At 64.7% G+C, this 26,991-nt stretch carries 23 protein-coding genes and 2 pseudogenes; 19 read left to right on the forward strand and 6 right to left on the reverse strand.

Features of this window, described 5'->3' with window-relative positions:
- Positions 1-199: 199 nt before the first annotated feature.
- A pseudogene (locus tag M446_RS03670) lies at positions 200-991 on the reverse strand (aldehyde dehydrogenase family protein); the annotation flags it as partial.
- Between M446_RS03670 and M446_RS03675 the strand changes: the two are divergent.
- From M446_RS03675 to M446_RS03715, 9 genes are all read left to right on the forward strand, one after another.
- A complete protein-coding gene (locus tag M446_RS03675; RefSeq protein ID WP_043700774.1) occupies positions 933-1,217 on the forward strand; it encodes a hypothetical protein in 285 nt (94 codons plus the stop codon). The pseudogene M446_RS03670 and the gene M446_RS03675 sit on opposite strands and share 59 nt — an antisense overlap.
- A 149-nt stretch (positions 1,218-1,366) precedes the next feature.
- A complete protein-coding gene (locus M446_RS03680) occupies positions 1,367-2,608 on the forward strand; it encodes an ABC transporter substrate-binding protein (protein WP_210161169.1) in 1,242 nt (413 codons plus the stop codon).
- 212 nt (positions 2,609-2,820) lie between these two features.
- Positions 2,821-3,675 carry a branched-chain amino acid ABC transporter permease gene (locus M446_RS03685; protein WP_012330730.1) on the forward strand — a complete coding sequence of 285 codons (855 nt, stop codon included), beginning with the start codon at positions 2,821-2,823 and terminating at the stop codon, positions 3,673-3,675.
- An 11-nt stretch (positions 3,676-3,686) separates the two neighbouring features.
- A complete protein-coding gene (locus tag M446_RS03690; RefSeq protein WP_012330731.1) occupies positions 3,687-4,679 on the forward strand; it encodes a branched-chain amino acid ABC transporter permease in 993 nt (330 codons plus the stop codon).
- Complete coding sequence (locus M446_RS03695; protein ID WP_012330732.1) at positions 4,676-5,497, forward strand: ABC transporter ATP-binding protein; 822 nt, start codon at positions 4,676-4,678, stop codon at positions 5,495-5,497. The genes M446_RS03690 and M446_RS03695 overlap by 4 nt, the downstream gene beginning before the upstream one ends.
- The gene (locus M446_RS03700) at positions 5,494-6,207 is read left to right on the forward strand and encodes an ABC transporter ATP-binding protein (RefSeq protein WP_012330733.1); all 714 of its coding nucleotides are present in this window, start codon (positions 5,494-5,496) and stop codon (positions 6,205-6,207) included. Before M446_RS03695 ends, M446_RS03700 begins: the two co-directional genes overlap by 4 nt.
- A gap of 40 nt (positions 6,208-6,247) precedes the next feature.
- Positions 6,248-7,735: a M81 family metallopeptidase gene (locus tag M446_RS03705; RefSeq protein WP_012330734.1), complete on the forward strand. Its 1,488-nt coding sequence runs from the start codon at positions 6,248-6,250 to the stop codon at positions 7,733-7,735.
- Positions 7,720-8,496 carry a FadR/GntR family transcriptional regulator gene (locus M446_RS03710; protein ID WP_210161170.1) on the forward strand — a complete coding sequence of 259 codons (777 nt, stop codon included), beginning with the start codon at positions 7,720-7,722 and terminating at the stop codon, positions 8,494-8,496. Before M446_RS03705 ends, M446_RS03710 begins: the two co-directional genes overlap by 16 nt.
- A gap of 90 nt (positions 8,497-8,586) precedes the next feature.
- Complete coding sequence (locus M446_RS03715; RefSeq protein ID WP_012330736.1) at positions 8,587-8,817, forward strand: hypothetical protein; 231 nt, start codon at positions 8,587-8,589, stop codon at positions 8,815-8,817.
- A 323-nt stretch (positions 8,818-9,140) separates the two neighbouring features.
- Here the strand turns inward: M446_RS03715 and M446_RS03720 are convergent, their stop codons facing one another.
- Positions 9,141-10,478: an aspartate aminotransferase family protein gene (locus tag M446_RS03720; RefSeq protein WP_012330737.1), complete on the reverse strand. Its 1,338-nt coding sequence runs from the start codon at positions 10,476-10,478 to the stop codon at positions 9,141-9,143.
- Between the two features lie 145 nt (positions 10,479-10,623).
- Here M446_RS03720 and M446_RS03725 point away from each other — a divergent pair, with 145 nt between their 5' ends.
- Both M446_RS03725 and M446_RS03730 read left to right on the forward strand, forming a co-directional pair.
- Complete coding sequence (locus M446_RS03725) at positions 10,624-11,175, forward strand: cupin domain-containing protein (RefSeq protein WP_012330738.1); 552 nt, start codon at positions 10,624-10,626, stop codon at positions 11,173-11,175.
- A gap of 21 nt (positions 11,176-11,196) precedes the next feature.
- Positions 11,197-11,469, forward strand: a pseudogene (locus tag M446_RS03730) (tyrosine-type recombinase/integrase); the annotation flags it as partial.
- A 328-nt stretch (positions 11,470-11,797) separates the two neighbouring features.
- Here M446_RS03730 and M446_RS03735 read toward each other — a convergent pair.
- From M446_RS03735 to M446_RS03750, 4 genes are all read right to left on the reverse strand, one after another.
- Positions 11,798-12,679, reverse strand: coding sequence for a 3-hydroxybutyryl-CoA dehydrogenase (locus tag M446_RS03735; RefSeq protein WP_012330739.1), 882 nt, complete (start codon positions 12,677-12,679; stop codon positions 11,798-11,800).
- Positions 12,680-12,951: 272 nt separating this feature from the next.
- Complete coding sequence (locus M446_RS03740; RefSeq protein WP_265576518.1) at positions 12,952-14,001, reverse strand: ABC transporter substrate-binding protein; 1,050 nt, start codon at positions 13,999-14,001, stop codon at positions 12,952-12,954.
- A gap of 11 nt (positions 14,002-14,012) precedes the next feature.
- Complete coding sequence (locus M446_RS03745) at positions 14,013-14,834, reverse strand: ABC transporter permease (protein WP_012330741.1); 822 nt, start codon at positions 14,832-14,834, stop codon at positions 14,013-14,015.
- Complete coding sequence (locus M446_RS03750) at positions 14,831-15,646, reverse strand: ABC transporter ATP-binding protein (protein ID WP_012330742.1); 816 nt, start codon at positions 15,644-15,646, stop codon at positions 14,831-14,833. The genes M446_RS03745 and M446_RS03750 overlap by 4 nt, the downstream gene beginning before the upstream one ends.
- Positions 15,647-16,305: 659 nt before the next feature.
- Here M446_RS03750 and M446_RS03755 point away from each other — a divergent pair.
- The 8 genes from M446_RS03755 to M446_RS03785 all read left to right on the forward strand — a co-directional run bounded on the left by M446_RS03755 (position 16,306) and on the right by M446_RS03785 (position 26,988).
- Positions 16,306-16,935, forward strand: a complete 630-nt coding sequence (locus M446_RS03755) for a tyrosine-type recombinase/integrase (RefSeq protein ID WP_012330743.1) — start codon at positions 16,306-16,308, stop codon at positions 16,933-16,935.
- Positions 16,936-18,543: 1,608 nt separating this feature from the next.
- On the forward strand, positions 18,544-19,269 hold the full coding sequence (locus M446_RS34635) for a GntR family transcriptional regulator (protein WP_012330744.1): 726 nt from the start codon (positions 18,544-18,546) through the stop codon (positions 19,267-19,269).
- 100 nt (positions 19,270-19,369) lie between these two features.
- Positions 19,370-20,635 carry an MFS transporter gene (locus M446_RS03760; protein WP_012330745.1) on the forward strand — a complete coding sequence of 422 codons (1,266 nt, stop codon included), beginning with the start codon at positions 19,370-19,372 and terminating at the stop codon, positions 20,633-20,635.
- Positions 20,635-21,531, forward strand: coding sequence for an amidohydrolase family protein (locus tag M446_RS03765; RefSeq protein ID WP_012330746.1), 897 nt, complete (start codon positions 20,635-20,637; stop codon positions 21,529-21,531). Before M446_RS03760 ends, M446_RS03765 begins: the two co-directional genes overlap by 1 nt.
- Positions 21,532-21,599: 68 nt before the next feature.
- The gene (locus tag M446_RS03770; protein WP_012330747.1) at positions 21,600-22,919 is read left to right on the forward strand and encodes an MFS transporter; all 1,320 of its coding nucleotides are present in this window, start codon (positions 21,600-21,602) and stop codon (positions 22,917-22,919) included.
- 103 nt (positions 22,920-23,022) lie between these two features.
- On the forward strand, positions 23,023-24,060 hold the full coding sequence (locus M446_RS03775; RefSeq protein WP_012330748.1) for an isocitrate/isopropylmalate dehydrogenase family protein: 1,038 nt from the start codon (positions 23,023-23,025) through the stop codon (positions 24,058-24,060).
- Between the two features lie 56 nt (positions 24,061-24,116).
- Positions 24,117-25,775 carry an acetolactate synthase large subunit gene (locus M446_RS03780; protein WP_043702038.1) on the forward strand — a complete coding sequence of 553 codons (1,659 nt, stop codon included), beginning with the start codon at positions 24,117-24,119 and terminating at the stop codon, positions 25,773-25,775.
- 34 nt (positions 25,776-25,809) lie between these two features.
- Positions 25,810-26,988 carry an iron-containing alcohol dehydrogenase gene (locus M446_RS03785; protein ID WP_012330750.1) on the forward strand — a complete coding sequence of 393 codons (1,179 nt, stop codon included), beginning with the start codon at positions 25,810-25,812 and terminating at the stop codon, positions 26,986-26,988.
- Positions 26,989-26,991 lie beyond the last annotated feature (3 nt).

Genomic DNA, 26,991 nt, shown 5'->3' on the forward strand with positions numbered 1-26,991 from the left:
CCGCACAGCAGAGCGTGACAGTACCGCCCAGGACGGGAGCACGTGACCCGTTCCGGACATCGCACTTCGCCGCCCCAGAGGTCCGCTTCAGCTGGCGAAGCGGACGCTCGGCCGCTTCAGATGCATCGGTATCGGTCGGCCACCTGCACGGCGTCCGATCGCAGGGTGCGTACGTCCGCTCCCGCCACCGCCTTGCCTCCTGCCTAGTGGGCATCACGAAGTCGGCCCCCGCCCGGATGCCGGTCGGCCAGCGGGTCGTGATCGTCTTGAGGCGGGTGTAGAACCGGACGCCCTCCGGCCCGTGCATGTGGTGGTCGCCGAACAGCGACGCCTTCCAGCCGCCGAAGGAGTGGAAGGCCATCGGGACCGGGATCGGCACGTTGATGCCGACCATCCCGACCTCGATCTGGTGGGCGAATTCCCGCGCGGCGTCGCCGTCCCGGGTGAAGATCGCCGTGCCGTTGCCGAATTCGTGCGCGTTGATGAGCTCCGCCGCCGTGGCGTAATCGGGGACGCGGGCCACGGCGAGCACCGGCCCGAAGATCTCCTCCTCGTAGATCCGCATCTCGGGCGTGACGCGGTCGAACAGCGTGCCGCCGACGAAGAAGCCGTTCTCGTAGCCCTGGAGCGTCAGGCCGCGCCCGTCGACGAGGAGCTCGGCGCCCTCGGCGACGCCCTGGTCGATGTAGCCGCGCACCTTGTCGAGGTGCTGGCGCGTGACGAGCGGCCCCATCTCGGCCTCCGGATCGGTGCCGGGGCCGACCTTCAGCGCGCGCACCTTCGGGACCAGCCGCGCGATCAGCGCGTCGGCGGTCTTCTCGCCCACCGGCATCGCCACCGAGATCGCCATGCAGCGCTCGCCCGCCGAGCCGTAGGCGGCGCCCATCAGCGCGTCGACCGCCTGGTCGAGGTCGGCGTCCGGCATGATGATCATGTGGTTCTTGGCGCCGCCGAGCGCCTGGGCGCGCTTCCTCTGGCTCGTCGCGGTCGACGCCTACGCCTCCACCCTCAACTACACCGCCTTCCTGCGGAACCGGGCCCGGCGCGTCTTCCGCTGCGCCGGCGCCGATGCGCAATTCGCGGCGGCCGGCTGCCCGGATCTCGTGCGCGTCCTGCCCCAGACCGCGTTCCAGCGCACCGACTGGCGGATGCCGCATCCCGACAGCCGCGAGACGCGGCGCTGCCGGCCGCGCCTTCATGGTCCGCCGTGTCGGTGAGGAGCGCGGCCGCTCCTATCCTTATCGACACCCCGACTGAGGCGATTTCGATCGGGCGACGAGGCGGGTGTGAAAGAATCGTTCCTCCGGTCGCGCCACCCACTCGCCGAGGCTGGGAGGATGCGGCACAATCGATGCGTATAGATCGCATGGATCAAGCGATCATCGCCAGCGCAGAGGACGCCATGCTCAATCGTCGTGCATTCCTGACGCAGACCGCCCTCGCTGCCGCCGCGCTCGGCGCGCCGGCCCTGCTGCGGGGCGCCGCGGCAGCCGACGGCGCTCTTACGGTCGGGGCACCGCTGCCGATGTCCGGAGCCTTCGCGGCGAACGGGAAGTTCGCGGCGCTCGGCGCGACCTTCGCGGCGGAAGAGGTCGGCACGGTGCTCGGCCGCAAGGTCGTCGCGCGCGATCTCGACACCGAGGGTAAGCCGGCTACGGCGGCCCGCAAGGTTCAGGAAGCGATGGCCGAGGGCACGCGGCTCTTCGCCGGCGGCATCCTGTCCTCGGAGGCGCTCGTCATGGGCAAGGAGGTGAGCAACGGCGGCGGGGTGTTCTTCACCACCGCGGGTGCCGACGAGATCACCGGCAAGGAGTGCAACCGGGGAACCTTCCGCTGGAGTGTACCCACCTTCGGGGCGATCGCCCAGACCGTGCGCCCGCTGATCGAGCAGATGCCGCAGGCCAAGCGCTGGTACACGATCACACCGCAATACGTCTTCGGCGAGGGGCTCCTCGCCGCCGCCAAAGCGGTCTTCCAAGAGAAGGGGGTCGAGCACGTCGGCAACAGCTACCACTCGCTCGCCGAGAAGGAGTTCAGCGGCTATCTCACGAACGCCGTTGCGGCCAAGCCCGACGTGCTGTTGATCCTGAGCTTCGGCTCACAATCCTCGGACACCATGCGGCAGGCCGTCAGCTTCGGCCTGAAGAAGCGCATGACCATCGTGCTCGCCTGGGCCTCCGGCCTGGAGCAGTTCGAGGCGCTGGGCCCCGACCTCTGCGAGGGCATCTATTTCGGCGCGCAGTACTGGCACGCCGTGGACACGCCCCTGAACAAGGCCCTCGTCGCCAAGGTGCGCGAGACGCACAAGTTCAGCCCGAACTACTCGTTCGCCGGATCCTACCTGCTCACCAAGTTGCTGCTCGACGCGGCCGCCAAGGCCGGCTCGGCCGAGGGATCAGCGGTGATAAAGGCGCTCGAAGGGCTGACCTATGCCGGCCTCACTGGCGAGGAGGAGATCCGCGCTGCCGACCATCAAGTCATCAAGAACTACTACCTGCTCAAGGGAAAACCCAAATCTGCGATGGCCGACAAGGACGATTTCGTCGATATCGTCAGCTCTGGCAAATCGTTCCTTTCGCCCGAGGCCTCTGGCTGCAAGATGAGCTGAGATGCGCAGCGGACCGGCTCCTTGCGGACGGAAACGGCCGGATCCCGCGTGCCGGCCCCAACCTGGGGTGTCGACCGGTCGCGGATCGTCCGGCCTCGCAATACCCCCACCGGTGACCCGAGCGCTCCCGCGCGGCTCTCGCCCGTGCGCAAGTTGCTCCGAATGAGGTCGAGGGCGGGAATGGGCATTCAGACCGGCCGGCAGAGGCTCGCGTGACCTACCTGTTCCAGATTCTCAACGGTATCGGCCTGGGGATGCTCTACTTCCTGCTCGCCGTGGGATTGAGCGTGATCTTCGGGCTGCTGCAATTCGTGAACTTCGCTCACGGGGCCTTCTACATGCTTGGGGCGTATCTCGCCTACGAAATGGTCGCGCGCGGGGTCAGCTTCTGGCTGGCGCTCCCGCTCGCCTGCCTCGGCGTGGGCGCGCTCGCCGCCCTCACTGAGGCCGTGCTGCTGCGCCGGATCTACGCGCAGGCGCACACTTTCCACATCCTCGCGACGGTGGGCCTCGCGTTGGTGGTGCAGGAGCTCGTGATCATCATCTGGGGACCGATCGGCGGCAATCTCGCGCCGCCCGAGGGCCTATCCGGCGTCGTCATTCTCGGCGACTTCATCTATCCCGAGTACCGGCTCTTCGTGATCGCGCTCACGGCTCTGCTCGCCGCAGCCCTGTGGTGGCTCTTGGAGGGCACGCGCGTCGGGGCGATCGTGCGCGCGGGCTCCGAATCGCCGGAGGACATGGCGCTCCTCGGCTATGACACCCGCCGCATCAACACGGCGGTGTTCGGGCTCGGCGCCGGGCTCGCGGGGCTCGCGGGGGCGCTCGCCGCGCCGATCCGCGGCGTCGACCCGTTCATGAGTGTCGAGGCGCTGAGCGTCGCCTTCGTAGTCGTGGTGATTGGCGGCATGGGCAGCTACGCCGGGGCGCTGGCGGCGGGGCTCGCGGTTGGCATCGCGCAGAGCCTGATGGCGACGCTCTGGCCCGAGGGCGCCCGGCTCGTGATCTATCTCGGCATGGCGGGAATTATCGTCATGATGCCGCGGGGCCTGTTCGGGCGCGCGTGAGGGCTGTCGCGATGATCCGCTTCCTCGAACGCCCGCTTCTCCATTTCGGGCTCGCCGCGTCCACCGTGCTGGTGCTGCCGCTCGTCCTGCGCTCGGGCACCCTCGCCAGCGAGATCCTGATCTACGGGCTCGCTGCAGCCGCCTGCAACCTGCTCCTCGGCTATACGGGGCTACTCTCCTTCGGGCAGGGCATCTTCTTCGGTCTCGGCAGCTACGCGGGCGGTCTCCTCCTCCTGCGCGCCGGCTGGCCGGCGCCCGCGATGCTGCCCGCGGTCGCCCTCGTCGGCGCCGCGACCGCGACCGCAGTCGGCTGGCTCTCGATCCGACGGCAGGGCGTCTACTTCGTGATGCTGACGCTCGCCTTCTCGCAGCTGTTCTATTTCCTGGCCTACACGTTCAGCGATCTCACGGGGGGCGACAACGGGCTGCTCAACGTTCCCCGCCCCACGATCGGCGGGAAGCCGCTCGCGGATCCCTGGGCCTACTACGCCTTCGTAGCCGTGCTCTTCCTCGCGCTCTTCGCAGCCCTCCAGCGCGTGGCGCTCTCCACCTTCGGCCGCACGCTCCTCGCGATCCGCGACAACGAGGCGAGGGCCAGCGCCATCGGCTTCCCGGTGCGCGCCTTCAAGGTCGCGGCCTTCGCGATCTCGGGAGCGGCGACGGCTCTCGCGGGCGCGCTCCACGCCATGCTCATCGGCGTCGCGCCGCTTTCCAACATGGAGTACCACACCAGCGAGACGCTGCTGATCATGACGATCATCGGCGGGGCCGCGAACCTGTTCGCCTCGGTGCTGGGCGCTGCCTTCTACCTCGTCGCTGGCGATCTGCTCTCGGCGATCTGGCCGCGCTGGCTCCTGCTGCTCGGCGCCCTCCTGATTGCCATCGCCCTGTTCATGCAGCGGGGCCTCTGGGGCCTGATCGAGCGGTTCGCCGCACTCGCAACGCAGACGCCGGACGAGCCTGGCCCGGCCGACCGCCCCGTGCCGGAGGAGAGCCGCCCGTGACCGCTCCCGCGCCCCTCTCGGAACCCGCCGTCGAGGCCGGGATCGAGCCAACCTTCGCGCCGGCCCTGGCCGCCGAGGGGCTCGGCGTCCACTACGGCAGCTTCGTCGCCCTGAAGGACGTCACCCTGCGGGTGCGCGAGAACAACGTGCACGCCATCATCGGGCCGAACGGGGCCGGCAAGACCACCCTATTTCACGCCCTCACCGGCCGCATCCGGGCGGCCAGCGGGCGCATCACCCTGAACGGCCGCGACATCACTCGAACCCGCGACGACGATCGGGTGCGGCTCGGGCTCGCCCGCTCCTTCCAAGTCACGAGCCTGTTTACGACCTTGAGCGTGCGCGAGAACCTCCGGCTGGCCGCGCAGGGGCGCACGCCCTGGTCGGCGCTCGCGCCCTGGCGCCGGGTGCCGGAGCGGGACGCGGCTCAGGAGACGGCGGACGCCCTCCTCGCGCGGCTCGACCTCGGGGTCGTCGCCGGGCGGGTGGCCGGCGAGCTCTCGCACGGGCAGCAGCGGCGCCTTGAGGTCGGCATGGCGATGGCGGCGCGGCCGAAGGTGATCCTGCTCGACGAGCCAACCTCGGGGATGGGCACCGACGATATCGGCAGGATGACCGACCTGATCCGCGATCTCGGCCGCGACCACACCGTGCTGTTCATCGAGCACAACATGGGCATCGTGATGAACATCAGCGACACCGTCACGGTGTTGCGTGGGGGTCAGGTCTTGGTCGAGGGCCGGCCGGCGCAGGTGCGCGACGACCCGGAGGTACGCCGCGCCTATCTCGGCAACATGATCACGGGAGACCTGCGATGAGCGGGGCCGCGGCGCTGCGTCTCGACAACGTCCACGGCTATTACGGCAAGAGCCACATCCTCCAGGGTGTGAGCCTTGAGGTGCGCGCGGGCGAGATCGTCTGCCTGCTCGGGCGCAACGGGGCGGGCAAGACCTCGACGCTGCGCAGCATCAGCGGCCTGCTGCCGCCCCGCCGCGGCCGGGTGACCTTCGGTAGCTCCGAGATCGCCGGCTGGGCGCCCCACCGCATCGCCCGGGCGGGCCTTTGCCTTGTGCCTGAGGACCGCGGCATCTTCGGCCTGCTCACGGTCGAGGAGAACTTGAAGATCGCCGTGCGTAAGGGCTCGCCCTGGTCGGTTCAGGACATCTACCGGATCTTCCCTCGCCTGGAGGAGCGGCGCCGCAACGGCGGCGCCCAGCTCTCCGGTGGTGAGCAGCAGATGCTCTCGATCGCCCGTGCGCTCCTCACCGGCCCGAAGCTCCTGATGCTCGACGAGCCGGTGGAGGGCCTCGCGCCGGTCGTCGTCGAAGAGATCGTGGCGCAGATCCGCCTGATCCGGGAGGCGGGCGTGCCGATCCTGCTCGTCGAGCAGAATCTCGCGGTCTGCATCAGTCTGGCAGACCGGCACTACATCCTCGAGCTCGGACGCATCGCCTATCACGCCAGCGGGGCGGACTTCGCGCTGGACGAGGCTGCGCGCGACCGCTTCCTCGGTGTGAAAGCCCACTGAGCCCGCAACCCCAGCTCGAACTCCCCCGCCGAGGGCCGCCATGCGCATCGTGACCGCTCGCCTCAACCACGAGACGAATACCTTCTCGCCGCTCGCCACACCGCTCGCGGCCTTCCGGCCGGTCTGGGGCGAGGAGGCCCGCACGGCGGGCACCGGCAGCGCCACCGCGCTCGGCGCCTTCCTGGCCTTCGCGGAGAGCCGGGGGGCGGAGGTCGCCGTGCCGGTCATGGCCCACGCAAACCCCAGCGGGCCGGTCGCGGACGCGGCCTTCGAGGCGCTCGCCGCCGCAATCCTGGCCGCGGTGGCGCAGGGCTGCGATGCGATCCTCCTCGACCTGCACGGCGCCATGGTGACCGAGAGCCACGACGACGGCGAGGGTGAGCTTCTCGCACGCATCCGGGCCATCGCCCCGGACGTGCCGCTCGGCGTCGCCCTCGACCTCCACGCCAACGTGACGGCCCGCATGGTCGAGAACGCTGACGTCATCATCGGCTTCAAGACCTATCCGCACGTGGACATGGCGGAGACGGGCGACCACGTGGCCCACCTCGTCGGCCGAATGCTCGACGAGGGTCTGCGGCCGCACCAGGCTTGGTGCCACCCGCCGCTTCTCGCCCACACGCTGCGAATGGACACCCGCGTGCCGGGGCCGATGGCCGACCTGGTCGCGGCTGCACGGACGATGGAGGCGCGGCCGGGCATCCTCGCCGCGACCCTCTTCGGCGGCTTCGGCCTCGCCGACCTGCGAGAGGCTGGCGCGTCCTTCGTGGTCGCGGCCGAGAGCGCGGCGCAGGCGCGCGAGGCCGCTGCCGAACTCGGCGCCGCGCTCTGGGCCCGCCGGGCGGAGTTCGTCTACGAGGAGGCGCCGCTCGCGGACTCGATTGCGAAGGCTCAGGCGGCCGCCGACGGGCGGGGCACCGGCCCGGTCCTGCTTCTCGACCACGGTGACAACTGCATGTCGGGTGGCACCTGCGACGTGATGGACGTACTCGCCGCCTGCCTCAAGGCCGGCCTCGACGGCATCGTCGCCGGGCCGATCTGCGATCCCGAGACCGTGGCCGAACTCCTCGCGGCCGGGACCGGCGCCGCGGCGGAGGTCCGGCTCGGCAACAAGGTGCCGCTTCCAGGCTTCCCGCCCCAGGCACCGCTCGCGCTGACCGGCCGGATCGCGGCCGTGGGCGACGGCAGCTACGTCGTCACCGGCCCGACCTACACCGGGCAGCGCTTCTCGATGGGCCGCGCCGCGGTCCTCGATACGGGGCGCGCGCGCGTACTGGTGACGGAGGAGCCGCACGAGCCCTGGGACCGGGCGATCTTCACCGAGAACGGCATCGAGCCGCGGGAGGCGCGCTTCCTGGTCCTGAAGTCGCGCATGTACTGCCGACCGGTCTTCGAGCCGATCGCCCGGGCGGTCGTGGAATGCGCCAGCGCCGGTGTCACGAGCTCCGACTACCGGCTATTCCCTTTCGTCAAGTTGGCGCGCCCGACCTACCCGATCGACCGCGAAGTCGCTTGGCCGGCCCGATGAGCGCGGAGGAGGCGAAAGCCGCTGCGCCGCTGCGGCGGATCAAGCTGTCGGACCAGATCGCCGAGGATCTCTGCCGCCGCATCGCCCGCGAGCGCCTGGAGCCCGGACAACGCCTGCCGAACGAGCAGGCCCTGATGCAGCAATACGCCTGCGCCAAGGGAACGATCCGGGAGGCGCTGAAGGCCCTGGAGGTGCAGGGCTTGGTGACGATGCGGCCGGGCCCGAACGGCGGCGCCGAGATCCGGCCCGTCTCGGTCGACGCGGCCGCGCAGCACTTGCGCCGTTTCCTGCACTTCCGCCAACTCGACTTCGCGCAGGTCTACGCGGTGCGCCGCAGCCTCGAAGTCGCTCTTGGCATCGGCGTGGTGGGTCGGCTCGGCGCCGAAGCGCTGCGGCGCCTGGAGGAGAATATCGCGGCCTGCGAGGCGGCCTTCGCGGCAGGCGAGCACGTCCGGAGCCGCGACCTCGAACTGACCTTCCACGACCTGCTCTGCGACGCGAGCGACAACGCGCTCCTCGCCTTCATGTGCCGCTTCATCAACAGCCTGCTGCGCGACCTCGTCGAGTTCCGGAGCAGCGCGACGGAGCACACGGCCTTCGGGGCACACAACATCGACAGCCATCGCCAGTTGGTCGCTGCGTTCCGGGCGGAGGATGCCGAGGCGGTCGGCCGCGTGATGCAGGAGCACATGTGCTGCGCCGAGCATTTCATGCGCCGGCTTGACGCCTCGTTCCGCAGCGACCTCCTCACCGTCCGGTGATGCGGCCCTCGCCGCGATACCGCGACCGCGCCACCGCACGGACTTGGCTTCGCACTGCTCGGCCTGACGCCGGCGCGGGACGATTCCCGGATGAGCTTCGCCTGCACAGTTCCCGCGACACCGGTGCTTCAGCCCGATGACGAAACCGCCCGTATCGCCCGCCGCGACGTTCCGCCCGGTGCCTCGATCGGCCGGCACGCGCACGGCCAGTCCTGTCGCAGGCTTGCCGGCATCTACAACGACGTCCGGGACGGCTTCGTTCACCCGACCGCCTTCGAGATCGCGTCGAAGCATCCCGAAGCTTTGGCGAACCCGCGCTGACGCCACAAAGATGCACCAACCGCGTGATCGTCGCTGCATTTGTGCACCTGATACCGCCGCGCGTTTGTTCTGACGCGTTCTCCTCGCCGCCCGCATCTCCGCGCAGCATGGTTCGTATGAACGGATCAGGGCAAAGGCGCGCCGGTATGAGATCTTGACGATTTCGATTCGGGCGTAAATCGACCGCAACGACAACGCATCGATCGCCGATGATTGTAATGTCACTTTCTGTGCCGCCCTATGCTCGCGCGCGGCGAGCGAGACGGAGGTGAGCAGCCGAGCGCGGTCGGCTGACCAAGCGCTCGGCGCGGTGCCGTGGTGCCTCAGGCGGCGCGCGCGAGCGCGTCTCCCAGCATCGACACCATGTCATCGACGTGCCGGCGCTCGGCGATGAGCGGCGGCGACAGGGCGATGATATCCCCGGTGACCCGGATCAGCAGGCCCTTCTCGAAGCAGTCGACGAAGGCATCGTAGGCACGGGCTCCCGGCGCGCCCGCCCGCGGCGCGAGCTCGATGCCGGCGATCATCCCGATCGTGCGGACGTCGATGACGTTGCGCGCTGCACGCAGGGTGTGCATCGCCTCGTGCCAGTACTCCTGCAGACCTGCCGCCCGGGTCAGCAGGTCCTCCTCCTCGTAGATGTCGAGGGTGGCCAAGCCCGCCGCGCAGCCGGCTGGGTGGCCCGAATAGGTGTAGCCGTGAAACAGCTCGATTGCGTCCTGCGGGCCGCGCATCAGGGCGTCGTGCACGGCCCGGCTGGCGAAGACCGCGCCCATCGGGATGGTGCCATTGGTCAGGCCCTTGGCGGTCGTCACGAGGTCGGGGGTCACGCCGAAGAAATCGGTCGCGAAGGGAGCGCCGAGCCGCCCGAAGCCGGTGATGACCTCGTCGAAGATCAGCAGGATGCCGTGGCGGGTCGCGATCTCGCGTAGCCGCTCGAGGTAGCCCTTCGGGGGCACCAGGACGCCGGTGGAGCCCGCCACCGGCTCGACGATCACCGCCGCGATCGTCTCGGCCCCGTGGAGCGTCACCAGCCGCTCCAGATCATCGGCGAGGTCGGCGCCGTGCTCGGGCTGTCCTTTGACGAAGGCGTTGCGGGACAGGTCGTGCGTGTGACGAAGGTGATCGGCGCCTGGCAGGAGCGGGAACATCCGGCGGTTATTGACGAGGCCCCCGACCGAGATGCCGCCGAAACCAACGCCGTGGTAGCCGCGCTCGCGGCCGATCAGCCGCGTGCGCGTGCCCTGGCCGACGGCACGCTGGTAGGCCAGCGCGATCTTCAGGGCCGTGTCGACCGACTCCGAGCCGGAGCCGGTGAAGAAGACCCGATCCAGGCGGCTCCCCTCCGGTCCGGGGGCGATCGCGGCCAAGCGCTCTGCGAAATCGAAGGCGATCGGGTGGCCCATCTGGAACGACGGTGCGTAGTCGAGGGTGGAGAGCTGATGCGCCACCGCCTCGACGATGTGCCGACGGCCGTGGCCGGCATTGACGCACCACAGGCCGGCGGTGCCGTCGAGGACCGTTCGGCCGTCGTCGGCGGTGTAGTGCATGCCCTCGGCCGCGACGAGCAGCCGGGGCGCCGCCTTGAATTGGCGGTTGGCCGTGAAGGGCATCCAGTAGGCGTCGAGGCTCGGGCGGTTGGCCCGCGGCTGGGTGATCATGGCACGCTCTCTGCGATGGGACATGGGCAGACACACCGTTCTGGAGAGGCCAACAAGTCATTTTCTCTTCGCGGGTAACCCTTTGACAGAGAGCACGCAGCACCCCAGTGTTGGGATATATGCAACAACCCGAACAGGAGCCCCGGTGACGAACGACGAGGTGGGGGCGCGGCTGCGCTACGTGCGAACCCTGCATGGCTTGTCGCAGCGCGCGCTCGCCAGGAAGGCGGGCATCGTGAACTCGACGATCTCGCTGATCGAGTCAGGGCAGACGAACCCCTCGGTGGGGGCGCTCAAGCGTATCCTCGACGCCGTGCCGATCGGGCTTGCGGAGTTCTTTTCGCTCGAGCCCACACGCACCGAGAAGGCGTTCTACGCCGCCGAGGAACTGGTCGAGATCGGGAAGGGGCGCATCTCCTACCGGCAGGTCGGCGAGACCTTGTTCGGCCGCGCGCTCCAGATCCTGAAGGAGCGCTACGAGCCCGGCTCGGATACGGGGCGGGTGCCGCTCGTCCACGACGGCGAGGAGGGCGGGATCGTCCTCTCGGGCCGGCTGGAGGTCACGGTGGACGACGAGCGCAAGGTTCTGGGGCCGGGCGACGCCTATTATTTCGCGAGCCGTCGTCCGCATCGCTTTCGCTGCGTCGGCCCGCTGCCATGCGAGCTTGTTAGCGCCTGTACTCCGCCCAGCTTCTGATTCATGCATCTTGCGTGATAATTGTTTCCGAGCCGCAGCCGGCGCGGTCAGCACCTTTCAACGCGCCAGTACAGCCGGTTGGTCGACAGCTGGGTGGCGCTGATCAACCTCGACCCGGCAGCCTACGGCACGCACAGCCTGCGCCGCACGAAGGTAGCGCTCGTCTACAAGCCGACGGGCAACATCCGCGCCTGCCAGCTGCTGCTCGGGCACACGAAGCTGGAGAGCACGGTGCGGTACCTCGGTATCGAAGTGGAAGATGCCCTGGTCCTGTCTGAGCAGACCGAGATCTGAACTGGGCGCCGCGGTCACACCCGCCGCGGCGCCTCCGAAGCCCGGCCGCCATATGGCTCCGAGTGACCCTGAGCGGCCCTTCGCGGTTGATGCCAGGAACGTCCGGTTGCGAGGGTTTTCCAGACATTTGATTTCCTGACACGGTTCCCTGCCACCAGCTGGCTCGCGGGGCTCTCGCGTTAAGGGCGTCAGCGGACGCAGCTACCCTGGCCGTCAGGAATCGGTCGTTTGTTGACACGCCACTCCGTGACGAGGCGCAAGTAGGGTGTCGCGCTTGCATCCGGATGAGGGCCTGATAGGGCTGCCGATAGTGCAATCCACAATAGGGTCAGCGTGTTGGGACCGGCTCCGGCCCACGGTAGTCGTAGAAGCCCCGCTTCGACTTGCGGCCGAGCCAGCCAGCCTCAACGTACTTCACCAACAGCGGGCAGGGTCGATACTTCGAGTCGGCCAGCCCCTCGTAGAGCACCTGCATGATCGACAAGCAGGTGTCGAGGCCGATGAAGTCGGCGAGTTGCAGCGGGCCCATCGGATGGTTGGCCCCGAGCCGCATCGCCGTATCAATCGACTCCACCGAACCGACGCCCTCGTAGAGAATATAGACCGCCTCGTTGATCATCGGCAGCAGGATGCGGTTGACGATGAAGGCCGGGAAATCCTCCGACATGGTGGAGATCTTGCCGAGCTTGGCGACGAACGCCTTGGCCGAGGCATAAGTTGCCTCGTCGGTGGCGATACCGCGGATGAGCTCGACGAGCTGCATCATCGGCACTGGGTTCATGAAGTGGATGCCGATAAATCGCTCGGGCCGGTCGGTTGCCGCCGCGAGCCGGGTAATCGAGATGGACGAAGTGTTAGTTGCTATTATTGTATTCTGTTTTAGTGATCCACAAAGGGCGCTTAGTATATCGCGCTTAGTCGTCTCGTTTTCTGTCGCCGCTTCAATTACTAGATCACAATCTTTAAAATCAGCTAAACTGTATGCCGGAGCAAGCCTGCTGATGGCCTCCTGACTTTTGGTTTCTTCAATTTTGTTTTTGGAGACTAATTTAACTAGATTAGCGCCAATATTTTGAAATGATACATTGATGCGATCTTCGTCGCGATCATTTAGACGCACAGCAAATCCTGCGGTCACGCAGGCCTGGGCAATTCCAGTTCCCATCTGACCAGCACCGATAATGCCAACGCTAATAATCTCAATTGTCATGTGTCGTTCCGAGCCTCATTCACGGTGGCCGGTCTGAGCCGGTGTGTCGGCCCAGACTGGCGCACCACATCACCGCCCCGTGGTATACCTAGAACGTCTCAGAAGGGCCGCAAGCAGACCCTCGGCCCATGCCCGTCGTGTTCCGCCCCGCAGGCCGCCTTATTGCGGTGCTGGTTCAAGCGACGCGTTCCGATAGAGTACCTGCATACTCGAAAATTAGCTATGTTATGTTTTTCTGACGTCGTGCTGTCTATATGTGGCAACAAGAAGTATTATTTTATTTTGTATTCTTTCGCAAAATTTTCGATTTCCTGCGGGCTGAAGGCGTTTATGTCATCGATCAAATCATTGGTGATAACGTCCGATGGTTTGACGAACGTCCTTATTACATCGTGTTTTGAAAGGAAATTGATGTAGTCCTGATAATTTTGGACTGAATTCTCCCCCCATTTGGTGACGCCGCCAGCTGCCAGCTGCCAGTTCTTCACGCGAGCTTCAAGAGTTCTTATATCTTCGCGCATCGCTGTTGTCTCGTCACGGCCGGTGCCACGCACCTGCGGGAAGACCTCGTACGTGATGCGCAATGCCGCTTCAGGGTTGGCGATCGTGAACACTGTACCCTTCGCGTAGCCCTGCGCCAGCGCGACGGCCTGAGCACGGTGGCTCTTCAGGGTTTCATCAAGTGCGATAAGACCGTTCGACGGGAACTTGGAGATTGCGCGATTGTCCTCCTCGAGAAATCGCAGCTTCGCACCGGCATTCTCGGCAAGGGCGTACTGCGTATCGAATTGCGACAGCGCGTCGACCTGGTTCGTCCTAAGCAACGCCGCCGTTTGCCCGGCTTCGCCGGCGACGACGATGGTTATATCGCGATCGGGATCCATGCCGTTGTTCGCGGCGAGCGCACGGGCGATGACCACACCTCCTGACGCCATCGACGTGACGCCGATCTTCTTGCCCTTGAGATCCTTGAAGCTTCGAACTGCGCTCGCCTCCGGTACGGCGATCCCGTAGATGTTGCCCTGATACGCCGTGTAGAAGTTCTTTGCCTTGACGCCTTGCGTGCTGATGATCGCGACCGGTTCGATCGAAGGCAGCGAGTAAGGCAGGTCCCGCGTCGCCACAGTTCGCATACAGTCCGTCGAACCGGGCAGCGGCACAAGTTCGACCTTGAACCCCGCCTTGTCGAACCAGCCCATCTTCTGCGCCACGGCGAAGGGTGCTGCCGCCGACGAGATGGTACGGGCGCACCAACCGACTTTCACGATCGCCTGAGCACGCGCCGCAGTTGTGCAAATTAATGTTGCGACTGCTGCCAGCAAACAACAATATCTCATAGCTTTACTCCATTATTGAGCGGCCGATCGGCGCCTTTTTTCTGATTTTCATCCCAGAACAGTGCGCGCTTCCGCGCAAGAACAATCACACTATTAAGGACAAGGCCCATCAGTGACAAAATAATTAGAACTGAAAATTGGCCGGCTACATCAAGAGAAAAATTCATGCTCTGAATCAGCATGCCGAGACCCGCCTGCGCGCCGACGAATTCTGCAACGATCGCACCGATCAGCGCGAAGATCATCGCGATCTCCAGCCCCGCGAAGATGTAGGGCAAGGCGTTCGGTAACTGCAGCATCCAGAAGATCTGCGTCCGCGTTGCCGCCAACGAGCGCATCAGGTTGAGGCGGTCCTCTTCAGCGGAGCGTAATCCAACGATCGTATTCACCATGAGTGGGAAAAATGCAACCAGGGCAGCGTTTACAACTTTCGATGTTAGCCCGAGACCAAACCACACGATGATAAGTGGCGCAAGCGCCACCTTCGGCATAGACTGGAACATGACAATGAAAGGATATAGGAAGTACTCGACTGTGCGGTTCAGAGCGACGACGGTCCCGAGGGCGAACGCGAGCGTTACACCGAGGGCGAAACCGAGCAGCGTCTCATAAAGCGTGACCCAGATGTGCTTTAGGTAGAGGGTCGAGGCGATGCCGCGGTAGAGGGCCGTCAGGACGGCGCTCGCTGGCGGCAGGATGTAGGCTGGGATGGCGAGCGCCCACACGACGCCCTCCCATCCGACTAAGAACACCGCGATTGCGACGAGGCGCAAGCCGAGGCCGCCGAGGCCCCGTGTGGTCCAGGAGGAGCGCATCATTCGATCCCTCCGCCAGCCGCCTTGAGGCCTTTGCGGATCTGCTTGACGTAGGCGCCGAATGTCTCTGTGTTCATTAAATCGAGCGAGCGCGGCCGCGGTAGATCGATGGCGAGTTCATCCTGAATGCGGCCGGGCCTCGGCGACATAACGAGAACGCGGTCTGCGAGAAACACGGCCTCCGCCGTGGAATGCGTGATGAAGACGACCGTCTTGCGACGCTCAAGCCAGATGCGCTGCAGTTCGACATTCATGGTCTCACGGGTGAGCGCGTCAAGGGCACCGAACGGCTCGTCCATGAGTAGCATCGCCGGGTCATGCACCAGCGCGCGTACGAGCGCGACGCGCTGCTGCATGCCGCCGGAGAGCTGCCAAGAGTAGCGATGCTCGAAGCCGGCGAGGCCGACAAGATTGAGAAGTGCCAGCGCGTGCTCGCGGATCCGCGCCTTGTCGAGATCCTGAACGTCGCCGGGCAGAACCGCATTGCCGAGTACCGTCCGCCACGGGAAAAGCACCGGCGATTGAAACACCACGCCGATGTCCCGCCGCGGCCCATCGATCTTTGCTCCATTAAGGTAGGCCTCGCCGTCTGATGCGGGTAGGAGGCCAGCAAGGATCTTCAGAAGGGTGGACTTACCGCAGCCTGATGGACCCACGACTGATATAAATTCACCCTCACCAACTGTAAATGTGATGTCCTTTAACGCAACAACGGCATCTGAAGCATCACCGAAGCGACGAGATAGATGGCGCACCACGATAGCGTGATGCACAGCGGGCATTACTGGCACCTGGGTCGTCAACCGGTCCAGCATTATTCCCTCACGGCCGAACTACCACAGGCCTGTCCAGACGGATTGTCCAACTTTTGAGCAGAATTGCAAGACCGAGCCGTGCGGCCCGCCTCTTCGCAAGGGCGATTGGAACTCTTTGAGTGCGCGACGTGACCGGCTGCAATACTTTGGCAATTTGGGAAGATTTTACCTAATCAACTGCCGGTCCTAGCGTAAAGATTACGGTCTTACATAGAACATGCCACATAATTATTACAATAAAGCCTGTGTCAACGCCGTCACAACTTGCTTCAAACAAGATGTCAATGAGTAATTGTTCGTTTAGATAGTCTGAAATTATAGTTCCGTGATTTGCTTTCTGCTTTGCGTCTCGGAACAGACATCAAGGAGGGAACTAATCAATCTCCACCAGGGGTCGCAAGCGGCCCCTCAGGTAGGCTTCATAATGCCGCCTACAAATTCGGCCACTTAGCTGGTTCCATACGCCGCTCTTACGCGAATCGGAGAGCGTGCCAGAGGGGAGAAGCCGACTTCGAATGGCTGCTGCCGGTCGTTGAGCGGCCATTCCGGCGGCACTGGTCGAAGGTCCGGAGGTGGCGCGTTGCCGCTGGATGCACGCAGCTACCCTGGCCGGCAGCGGCGTGGCGCCTTCGACGAGTTCCGCATCTTCGGAGCTCGCCATGTCAGACACCACGACCACATCGGCCAACACCCGTGCGCCCTGGAACCGCGGCCGCATAGTCGGCCCGAAGCCGCCCCTCAAGCCCAAGCACATCTGGGCCCTGCGCACGCGCCTGCAGCTCGCCAATCGCACACGCGATCTGGCCCTCTTCAACATCGCTTTGGACAGCAAGCTGCGCGGCTGCGACCTGGTTCGGCTTCGCGTCACCGACGTGCATCTGGGCGACGCCGTGCGGCTGCGGTCGACGGTCTCTCAGCAGAAGACCGGCAGGCCTGTGCCGTTCGAAATCACCGAACCGACGCGCGAGGCCCTCATAGCTTGGCTGGCCAGCCGCAATCTGCGGGCGGGTGACTGGCTGTTTCCGAGCCGCAGCCGGCGCGGCCAGCACCTCACGACGCGCCAGTACAGCCGATTGGTCGACCGCTGGGTGGCGTTGATCGGCCTCGACCCGTCCGCTTACGGCACGCACAGCCTGCGCCGCACGAAGGTGACGCTGGTCTACAAGCGGACGGGCAACATCCGCGCCTGCCAACTGCTGCTCGGGCACACGAAGCTGGAGAGCACGGTGCGGTACCTCGGCATCGAAGTCGATGATGCCCTGGTCCTATCCGAGCAGACCGAGATCTGAGATGGGCGCCGCGGTCACACCCGCCGCGGCGCCTCCGAAGCCCGGCGGCTATATGGCTCCGACTGACCCAAAGCGGCCCCTCGCGTCGGATGTCGGGAATGTCCGGTTGTGAGGGTTTTCCCGACATTTGATTTCCTGACACGATTCCCTGCCACCAGCCGGCTCGTCGGGCTCTCGCGTCATCTGCGTCAGCGGACCCAGCTACCCTTTCCGCGAGGAATTGGTCGTTTTCCTGACATAACCGCACACCAGTTCCGGATCTGAGATGTGCGCCACTTACACCAACGAAATAGCAACTCCTTCCGGGTTCAGCAGCTGAACGACCGTAAGCATGCCCTTCGTGTCTGGAGCATATTGTGGGCCGCACTGTGCACCGCAGCGCCACGTCGTGCGTCTCAGAAATCCACGCCCGACCTTTTAAGGATTCTCGGGGCCAGGCGAGCATCTCTTGGCTGATCGCTGCAATGCTGATCGTCCCGGGCACCGTGATGATGAAGATCGCAAGCGCTTCATGGCAGCCGCATCCGCAACGGGTAGGAGCCCGGCCCTTGGAGTGGCCAAGCTGTTAGGATCCCCGATGGTTGCAAATTTTGCATGAATGAATGGCTTTATGCCTAATATCGGCGCGAAGGATGCTACTGACGCATATCTTGCTTGCGGTAAGGCAGATTGCTGCAGTGCAGCAATGGCGCATGCTGAGGCCTAGAGGCTATCAAGCTTCGGTTCTCGATTAAAGGAGATTACTATATCTCATTTAGATTATCAAAGAAAATTTCCGTACTGCGGAGGCGTGAAAACGTTTATCTCGAAGAACGCGAATCGTGTTCTTCAAATTATGTGGCATAAATGGCTGGACCACAATCAGAATGTGATTGATGCTGGGGGCCACTTGCATTGAAGATGCGCAAACTCGATAACAAATGATAACATAGACATGAATCATCGTATATATCACAGCACATGCGGTTGAAATCCGTATAAGATGCGGTTTACTGGAATAGCAATTCTCGAAAAGGACGACGAAGCCGTACCACAGCTTCGTCGTCGATTGGAGTCTCTATTTCAGGTTCGAGCACAGACCCGTCACGACACCGTCATGGGTGCCGCCGGAACACAACACAGTGTGGGGTTCGAGCGTCAGGCCGTTCACCCGCACGAGCCGCAGCACCGCTTGTCGTTGATCATGGGCTCGCACCGAGCTCGCAAACCGCAGGTCACAATGACGGTCATGCGATGGCAGGTCGCGTACCGCTCAAGTTCGTGCACCCGGCTGGCGGCAACGATCGGCTGATCAGCCTTCATGGTTCGGCCAGCATGGTTTGCCGACCGCCTTTCAATGTGCGCAGGACAGTACGCGGAGTGAGACACCGCGATCACGCGGGATGAACGAAACGGAGAGCCACGCGGCTGGCTTACCTCGACAGGGTGGATCTTTTCGACGGTGGACGGGCGCCGGCACAGCGCCTTCGTCGGGATCTCGCCACACGGCGTGGGGACGGTCAGATCGGGTGTATGAACCATAAGTCGGAAAGAGTTCGTGGAAGCCCCGACTCCATGGTATGCCTCCCAGCGGATCTAGTCCTTTAGTGAACCGCATCAAAGTTTGCCATGAACCAAGCCGACCCACGCCTGCCCCTTTATCAGCGACTCCGCGACGAAATCGCCCAGCAGATTGCTCTGAATGTCTGGCGGCCGGGCGACTCGATCCCGACCGAAGCCGAGTTGGCTTCAGAGCACGGGATCGCGGTTGGTACTGTGCGCAAAGCGCTCGATCTGCTCGTTGCTGACGGCTTGGTCGAGCGGCGGCAGGGGCGTGGCACGTTTGTACGTCGGCCCAAATTTGACGACTCCCTTTTCCGGTTCTTCCGCCATCAGAGTCCAGATGGAAAGAAGATTATACCAAAGGGACGTATCCTGACTCGAGAGTCGGTTCCTGCAACGCCCTCTGTCAGGGATGCTTTGGATCTTAATTCGAACGAAAGAGTCATTCATCTCTCGAGACTAAGGCTTATCTCCGAAAAGCCCGTCTTACGGGAGGAAATTTGGCTTCCGGAGCAGAGATTCAAGCCGATTTTAGATGTTGACATGAGCGAGATCGGCGATTTGCTTTATCCTGCATACGAGCGGCTCTGCAATGAAATTGTCGCTCGAGCGGATGAGACGGTTACCGTCAGCGTCGCCGGAGAGGATGATGTTCGGCTATTAGCCCTCTCTCCAGGAGAGCCTGTTGTCGTCATCGATCGACTAGCGCTGGGATACGACAACAAACCGGTCGAATGGCGCCATACCCGCGGCTCCGCGGCAGAGTTCCGCTATCAGGTCGAAATTCGCTAGCTCGGCCGCAATCTCCTCTTGACACCATACGTGACTCGCGTCTTCTTATAGTCATATAAATGACTGGTCCTCTCAAGCGGAGGATCCTGGGAGGACGCTCGTGTTCCGGTGGTACCGCGAGACCGCATCCGTAGAGCGGCGCACGTTCTGGGCCTGCCTCGGCGGCTGGGCCCTAGACGCCCTGGACGTGCAGATGTTCAGCCTCGTGATCCCAGCGCTGATCGCGACCTTTCAACTGAGCAGGGTGGATGCGGGTCTGATTGGCGGTGTGACGCTGGTGTTCTCGGCACTGGGCGGCTGGCTCGGCGGGGCACTCGCCGATCGCATCGGACGGGTGCGTGCGTTGCAGGTCACGATCCTGTGGTTTGCAGCCTCAACCTTCATCGCGGCGTTCGCCCAATCCTTCGAGCAGTTGCTCGTCACCAAGGCGCTGCAAGGGCTCGGCTTCGGCGGCGAATGGGCGGCCGGCGCGGTGCTGATGGCCGAAACCATCAGGGCGGAGCACCGCGGCAAGGCCCTCGGCGCCGTGCAGTCGGGGTGGGCCATCGGCTGGGGCACTGCCGTGCTGCTCTACACTGCCGTCTTCTCCTTTCTCCCGCAGGAGGTCGCGTGGCGGACGCTGTTCGCTCTTGGCCTGCTGCCGGCACTTCTCATCATCTACATTCGCCGCGCCGTGCCAGAGCCCGTACGGGTCTCGCCGAACGAGGCGCGGCTAGGCTTTGGGCAGGCGCTCGTCGGCATCTTCGCGCCGCAGACCCTGCGCGCCACGCTCGTCGGCGGGCTGTTCGGGCTCGGCGCGCATGGCGGCTTCTACGCCCTGTTCACGTGGCTGCCGACCTTCCTCAAGACAGAGCGCGGCCTCTCGGTGATGGGCACCGGCGGCTACCTCGCGGTGATCATCGTCGCCTTCGGCTGCGGCTGCCTCGTGGCGGGGCAACTCCTCGACCGCCTCGGCCGAAAGCGCACGGTGGCGCTGTTCGCGGCGGGCTGCATCGCGCTGACGATCGCCTACCTTGTGCTGCCGATCGGCGGGGCGGCGATGCTGGTGCTGGGCTTTCCCCTCGGCTTCTGCGCCGCCGGCATCCCGGCGAGCATGGGGGCGCTGTTCAATGAACTCTACCCGGCCGGCGTGCGCGGCACCGGGGTCGGCTTCTGCTACAACGCCGGGCGCATCGCGGCGGCGGGCCTGCCGCCGCTGATCGGCGCCCTGAGCGAGGTGTCGTCCCTCGGCACCGCCATCGGGATCAACGCCGCGCTCGCTTACTCCCTCGTCCTCCTCGCTCTTCTCCTGCTGCCTGAGACGCGTGGCAAGGCGCTGGACGACGCCGCTGCGAACGATCCTGTCCTCGTGACGGAGACCCTCTGATGATGACCCGGCGCAATCTTCTCCTCGGACTGGCCGTCGCTAGCCTCGCCACTGAGATCCCTCTGCCGGTCTATGCCAGGGCAGCTATCACTGGCATCGATACGCACGCGCATGTGTTCACCCGCGCGCTGCCGCTCGCCGGCGAGCGTCGTTACGCTCCGGGCTACGACGCTCCCATCGCCGACTATCTGGCGATGCTGGATCGCAACGGCATGAGCCACGGCGTCCTTGTTCAGCCGAGCTTTCTTGGTACGGACAACTCCTACATGCTCGAGGCCCTGCGCACGGCGCCGGAGCGGCTGCGTGGGATCGCGGTGGTCGCCCCCGAGGCGGAGCCTGACTTTCTCGCCGACCTTGGTCGCCAGGGAGTTGTCGGCATCCGCCTCAACTTGATTGGACGACCCGACCCTGACTTCGGTGCGCTGCTATGGAAGCGCCATCTCGCCCGCTTGGCGGAGCTGGGCTGGCAGGTTGAGGTTCAGGTCGAGGCGCATCGGCTACCCGCTCTCCTACCGCCTCTCTTGGCCGTCGGCCTCCCGATCGTAGTGGATCATTTCGGTCGCCCCGATCCGCGTCTTGGCATCGACGACCCTGGGTTTCGCTACCTGCTCGATAGCGGCGCCGCTGGGCGTGTGTGGGTGAAGCTTTCGGCTGCTTATCGGAATAACAGCGGTGCGGCGAGCGAGCAGACCGCCAACGCAGCAAGCCACCAGCTCCTCGCGGCGCTCGGCCCGAAGCAACTGCTTTGGGGAAGTGACTGGCCGCACACGCAATTCGAAACGAGTGCCGATCCCATCACGGCCCGCCGGTCACTCGACGTCTGGGTACCAGAGGAGGCCGCGCGCCGTACCATCCTCGTCGATACGCCGGCCCGACTGTTTCGGTTCAGCGCCTGAAGTCTTGGATCAACCAAGTTGAACCAAGCGAACAAAAATCTCTCAATCAAACCAGGAGGACATCGCTCATGGATACGATCACAGCGCCAAAAAACCCCCTTGAAGCACAGACAATGCGAAAAGTAGGCTTGCGCCTCATTCCATTTCTTGTTCTTTGCTACTTTATATCTTACGTCGATCGCGTGAATGTGGGCTTCGCAGCCCTCACTATGAACAAAGATATCGGCCTGAGCGCTACGGCTTTCGGCATAGGTGGCAGTCTGTTCTTCATTGCCTACGTGCTGCTCGAAGTTCCAAGCAACCTCGCCATGGAGCGGTTCGGCGCCCGCCGCTGGATCGCCCGCATCATGATCAGCTGGGGCCTGGTGGGAGTGATCTCCGCCTTCGTGACCGGCCCCATCTCCTTCTCCATCGTGCGCTTTCTGCTGGGGGCAGCCGAGGCTGGGTTCTTCCCTGGTGTTATCCTCTATCTGACCTACTGGTTCCCCAAAGCCTATCGTGCCCGCATCGTTGCCATGTTCATGGTCGCGATCCCTCTCTCCAGCTTCCTTGGCTCGCCGCTCTCGGCGGCGCTGCTCGCCCTCGATGGCGCCGCGGGGCTGCACGGTTGGCAATGGCTCCTCATCGCTGAGGCGATCCCCGCCGTTCTTCTCGGCTTGGCCACCCTGTGGGTGCTGCCTGACCGGCCCGCGCAGGCAGGCTTCCTCAATGCCGAGGAGCGAAATTGGCTGGAGCAGAGCCTGGAGACGGAGCGCCGGTCCGCCTCGGCCCGGCATGCCGGCCACGGCTCGATCTGGTCCGTGTTGACGAACAAGCAGGTCTGGCTCCTTGCTATCATCTATTGCGGGAGCTCGGCCACCAGCAACTCGCTGTCGCTCTGGATGCCGCAGATCCTGAAGGAGTTCGGCCTGAGCAATATCGAGACTGCTCTCCTGAACATGATCCCGTTCGGCATCGCCTCGGTGTTCATGATTTACTGGGGGATGCGGGCGGACAAGAGTGGCGAGCGGATCTGGAGCACGGCCCTGCCTTTGGCGCTGACGTCGCTGAGCTTCGCGCTAACGCTCCTGACCGGATCGCTGACGATCACGCTGGTGCTGCTCTCGCTGGTGCTGCTGGGTAACTATGCGATCAAGGGACCCTTTTTCGCCCTCGCGACCGAGACCTTGTCTCCGGCCGAAGCAGCGGCGGGTATCGCAGCGATCAATACGCTGGCGCATCTTGGCACAGGCGGCATAACCTCGACGATTGGATTTCTGCGGCAGGCGACCGGCAGCTTCCCCGTCGCTCTGCTCCCGCTCTGCATCCTGACCGGCATCGGCTGTCTCCTGGTGTTTTGGATCGGGCGTGAGCAGAGCCGCAGCGCTGCGCCAGTGCCGGCGGAGTAGCCCGATAACACGAGCCCGCCGTCGTCTGAGGTTCCTAGATCGTCGGCGGGCTCAGCAAGCACAATGTGAACTGAATCAAAGCTCTATCTAGCAGGAGACGCCCGTGAGTACTCAAAGCAACGACCGTATCGCGGCGACACTCATCCCGGGCGATGGCATCGGTCCAGAAATATCCGACGCCGTCGTCAGGATCCTCGATGCGCTCGAGGCGCCGTTCGCGTGGGATGTGCAGCAAGGCGGCATGGCCGGCATCGAGAGCAGCGGAGATCCGCTCCCTACTGCGCTCCTGGAGAGCATAGGCCGCACGAAACTGGCACTCAAAGGTCCTCTCACGACACCCGTCGGTGGTGGGTTCCGATCCGTCAACGTTCGCCTGCGAGAAGCCTTCGGTCTCTATGCAAACTTGCGCCCCGTCCGGACCATGATCCCGGGCGGCCGCTACGAGGACATCGATATCGTCCTGGTACGCGAGAACCTCGAAGGCCTTTACGTCGCGTTCGAACACTTCATTGCCGTCGGTGACGATCCGCGGGCCGTGGCCATCTCGCAGGGCATCAACACGCGAGAGGAGGCGCGTCGGATCGTGCGCTTCGCGTTCGAGTACGCGGTGCAGCATGGCCGCAAGAAGGTGACGATCGTCCACAAAGCCAATGTTCTCAAAGCATTGACGGGCCTCTTCCTGGAGGCAGGACGTGAGATCGCGAAGGAGTACGAAGGCCGTATCGCCGTGGACGACCGGATCGTCGATGCCTGTGCGATGCAGCTCGTACTTAATCCTTGGCAGTTCGATGTCATTGTGACGACGAACCTCTTCGGCGACATCTTATCCGATCAGTTGGCAGGCCTTGTGGGTGGCTTAGGCATGGCCCCCGGCGCCAACATTGGAGAAAAGGCGGCGATCTTCGAAGCTGTTCACGGTTCAGCGCCCGATATCGCTGGACAGGGTATCGCGAACCCCTTGGCTCTTCTCCTCGCTGCCGCACTGATGCTCGAGCATGTACAGCGCTCGGATCTCGCTGGCAGGTTGAGATCGGCAATCCTGCAAACGGTGCAAGCTGACAGCGTGCGGACGCGCGATATCGGTGGATCTGCCTCAACGCAGGAATTTGCGGACGCAATCATCCGGCGTGTGCTCGCCTAATTGAGTTCTCAACAGGCGCAAGCCTGGATAACCTTTCGAATGAACGGAATATGGACATGTCTAAGGGATCTGATCTCCTTGTTGCCGCTCTCGAGAATGAGGGTGTTGACCGCATCTTCGGCATCCCGGGCGAGGAGAACCTCGACGTCGTCGAATCCTTACGCACCTCGAAGATCGAACTCGTCCTCACCCGCCACGAGCAGGCCGCCGCCTTCATGGCCGCCACGCACGGGCGGCTGACCGGCCGGCCGGGCGTCTGCATCTCCACCCTCGGTCCGGGTGCGCTCAACTTCACCACGGGTGCGGCCTACGCGCATCTCGGCGCCATGCCGATGCTGATGATCACCGGCCAGAAGCCGATCATGAGCGCGCGCCAAGCTCGGTTCCAGATCGTCGACATCATCGGGGCGATGCGGCCCGTCACCAAGATGACCCGCCAGATCGTCTCGGCGGCCTCGATCCCCACCATCGTGCGCGACGCCTTCCGGGTCGCCACCGAGGAGCGGCCCGGCCCCGTCCACCTCGAACTGCCCGAGGACATCGCGGCCGAGACCGCCGACGTCGCGCTCGTGCCCTCGCACCCGATCGACCGGCCCGTGGCGGCGCCCGCCGCCATCGAGCGCGCGGCCGCGATGATCCTCGCCGCCAAGCGCCCGCTGATCATGGTCGGGGCGGCCGGCAACCGGCCGCGGCTGGTCGAGCCGCTCTCCGACTTCGTGCGCCGCACCCGCATCCCGTTCTTCAACACCCAGATGGGCAAGGGCGCGGTCACGGGCGGCTCGAACCTTTATCTCGGCACCGCGGCCCTCTCCGAGCGCGACTACGTGCATGAGGCGATCGACCGGGCGGACCTGATCGTCTCGATCGGGCACGACACCGTGGAGAAGCCGCCCTTCCTGATGGGGCAGGTCGCGGGCGGCCCGAAGGTAATCCATGTCGGCTACGTCTCGGCGAGCGTCGAGCAGGTCTTCCACCCGGATGCCGAGGTGGTGGGCGACATCGGCGCGACCGTGACGGCGCTCGCCGACCGCCTCGGCGGGCGCCTCGACCCGGACCAGGGAATGCTGCAGTTGCGCCAGCAGATCTTGGAGCGGATCAACGACCGGGCCGAGGAGGACAGGTTCCCGGTGACGCCGCAGCGCCTCGTGCACGACGTGCGGGCCGTGATGCCGGAGGACGGCATCGTCTGCCTCGACAACGGCATGTACAAGATCTGGTTCGCCCGCAACTACCGCACCCACGTGGCGAACACGCTGCTGCTCGACAACGCGCTCGCCACGATGGGCGCGGGACTACCCTCCGCCATGATGGCAGCACTGCTCCATCCGAAGCGTCGGGTACTGGCCGTATGCGGCGACGGTGGGTTCATGATGAACAGCCAAGAGATGGAGACGGCCGTCCGGCTCGGGCTAAACCTTGTGGTGCTGATCCTGGACGACTCGGCCTACGGCATGATCCGCTGGAAGCAGGCGGTGGACGACTTCGCCGATTACGGCATGACCTTCGGCAACCCGGACTTCGTCGCTTACGCCAATTCCTACGGGGCGACGGGCCACCGCGTCACGGCGGTCCGCGATCTGGCTCCGACGCTGGAGGCCGCTTTCAAGGCAGGTGGGGTTCACCTGGTCGCGGTGCCGATCGACTACTCCGAGAACACCCGTGTGCTGATCCAGGAGCTGCAACACAAGATCAAGGATGCCGAGCCGGCCGAATAGGTTCTTCTCTGCCCTCGTCCTCTCGGAGATCATCATGACCCCATTCACCTTCCAGACCTGCCCTAATATTCTGTTCGAGCCTGGTGCATCGGCGAAGCTGCCTGATCTCGTGGCGAGCTTCCGCGCTCAACGGATCATGCTGGTGACCGACAAAGGCGTTCGCGGCGCGGGTCTGACCCGCGCTGCGGAGGCCGCCCTGGCCTCGGCAGGCCTGAAGGCCACCATCTTCGAGGACGTCGTGGCCGACCCGCCGTCGCACGTCGTCGAGACCGCCGCCGCGCTCGCGCGAGCCGAGGGGACGGATCTCGTCCTTTCGATCGGCGGCGGCTCGGCTCTCGATACCGCGAAGCTCGTGGCCTACCTCGCGCGCAGCGACGAACCCCTCGACAGCATCTACGGCGTCGGCCTCGCCCAAGGCCAGCGCTTGCCGCTGATCCTGGTGCCGACCACGGCTGGCACCGGCTCCGAGGTGACGCCGATCTCGATCGTGACCACGCCCACGACCGAGAAGAAAGGCGTGGTCTCGCCTCGGCTACTGCCGGACTGGGCGGTGCTCGACCCCGACCTGACGCTGGGCCTGCCGGCCCATGTCACCGCCGCGACCGGCATCGACGCGATGGTGCACGCGATCGAGGCCTACACCAGCCGTCACAAGAAGAACCCGATCTCGGACCAGCTCGCCCGACAGGCCCTGGCCCTGCTCTCCGGCAGCATTCGCACGGCCTGCAGCGACGGCCGCAACGTCGAGGCGCGCTCCAACATGCTGCTCGGCTCGATGCTGGCCGGCATGGCCTTCGCCAACGCTCCCGTCGCGGCGGTTCATGCGCTGGCCTATCCGATCGGCGCCGTCTTCCACGTGCCGCACGGGTTGTCGAACGCCCTCGTGCTGATGGGCGTGATGCGCTTCAACCTCCCGCACGCGCAGACCCTCTACGCAGAACTCGCCCCGATCTTCGATCCGGAGGCAGTCAACCTGCCGACCGGCGAGGCTGCGGCCCGCTTCGTCGAGAGCCTCGCGGCCATCTGCCGGGATTGCGGCTTGCCCGCCTCACTCGCCGAGGTCGGTGTTCGCGAGGAGGATCTCGCGCGCCTCGCCACCGACGCGATGAAGCAGACCCGCCTCCTCGTGAACAACCCACGCGAGGTCACCTACCAGGATGCCTTCGCGATCTACTCCGAGGCCCTCGACGGCAAGCTCAGAACCGCTGCCTGAGCC

This window comes from Methylobacterium sp. 4-46 (genome assembly GCF_000019365.1).
Classification (GTDB): domain Bacteria; phylum Pseudomonadota; class Alphaproteobacteria; order Rhizobiales; family Beijerinckiaceae; genus Methylobacterium.

Excerpts from the sequence above, each read along its gene's own strand:
- M446_RS03720 (WP_012330737.1), bottom strand. The coding sequence starts at position 10,478 with ATGATCACCCAGCCGCGGGCCAACCGCCCGAGCCTCGACGCCTACTGG.
- M446_RS03680 (WP_210161169.1), top strand. The coding sequence starts at position 1,367 with ATGGATCAAGCGATCATCGCCAGCGCAGAGGACGCCATGCTCAATCGT.
- M446_RS03700 (WP_012330733.1), top strand. The coding sequence starts at position 5,494 with ATGAGCGGGGCCGCGGCGCTGCGTCTCGACAACGTCCACGGCTATTAC.
- M446_RS03765 (WP_012330746.1), top strand. The coding sequence starts at position 20,635 with ATGATGACCCGGCGCAATCTTCTCCTCGGACTGGCCGTCGCTAGCCTC.
- M446_RS03735 (WP_012330739.1), bottom strand. The coding sequence starts at position 12,679 with ATGACAATTGAGATTATTAGCGTTGGCATTATCGGTGCTGGTCAGATG.
- M446_RS03675 (WP_043700774.1), top strand. The coding sequence starts at position 933 with ATGTGGTTCTTGGCGCCGCCGAGCGCCTGGGCGCGCTTCCTCTGGCTC.
- M446_RS03715 (WP_012330736.1), top strand. The coding sequence starts at position 8,587 with ATGAGCTTCGCCTGCACAGTTCCCGCGACACCGGTGCTTCAGCCCGAT.
- M446_RS03780 (WP_043702038.1), top strand. The coding sequence starts at position 24,117 with ATGTCTAAGGGATCTGATCTCCTTGTTGCCGCTCTCGAGAATGAGGGT.
- M446_RS03690 (WP_012330731.1), top strand. The coding sequence starts at position 3,687 with ATGATCCGCTTCCTCGAACGCCCGCTTCTCCATTTCGGGCTCGCCGCG.
- M446_RS03745 (WP_012330741.1), bottom strand. The coding sequence starts at position 14,834 with ATGATGCGCTCCTCCTGGACCACACGGGGCCTCGGCGGCCTCGGCTTG.
- M446_RS03755 (WP_012330743.1), top strand. The coding sequence starts at position 16,306 with ATGTCAGACACCACGACCACATCGGCCAACACCCGTGCGCCCTGGAAC.
- M446_RS03750 (WP_012330742.1), bottom strand. The coding sequence starts at position 15,646 with ATGCTGGACCGGTTGACGACCCAGGTGCCAGTAATGCCCGCTGTGCAT.
- M446_RS34635 (WP_012330744.1), top strand. The coding sequence starts at position 18,544 with ATGAACCAAGCCGACCCACGCCTGCCCCTTTATCAGCGACTCCGCGAC.
- M446_RS03785 (WP_012330750.1), top strand. The coding sequence starts at position 25,810 with ATGACCCCATTCACCTTCCAGACCTGCCCTAATATTCTGTTCGAGCCT.
- M446_RS03705 (WP_012330734.1), top strand. The coding sequence starts at position 6,248 with ATGCGCATCGTGACCGCTCGCCTCAACCACGAGACGAATACCTTCTCG.
- M446_RS03770 (WP_012330747.1), top strand. The coding sequence starts at position 21,600 with ATGGATACGATCACAGCGCCAAAAAACCCCCTTGAAGCACAGACAATG.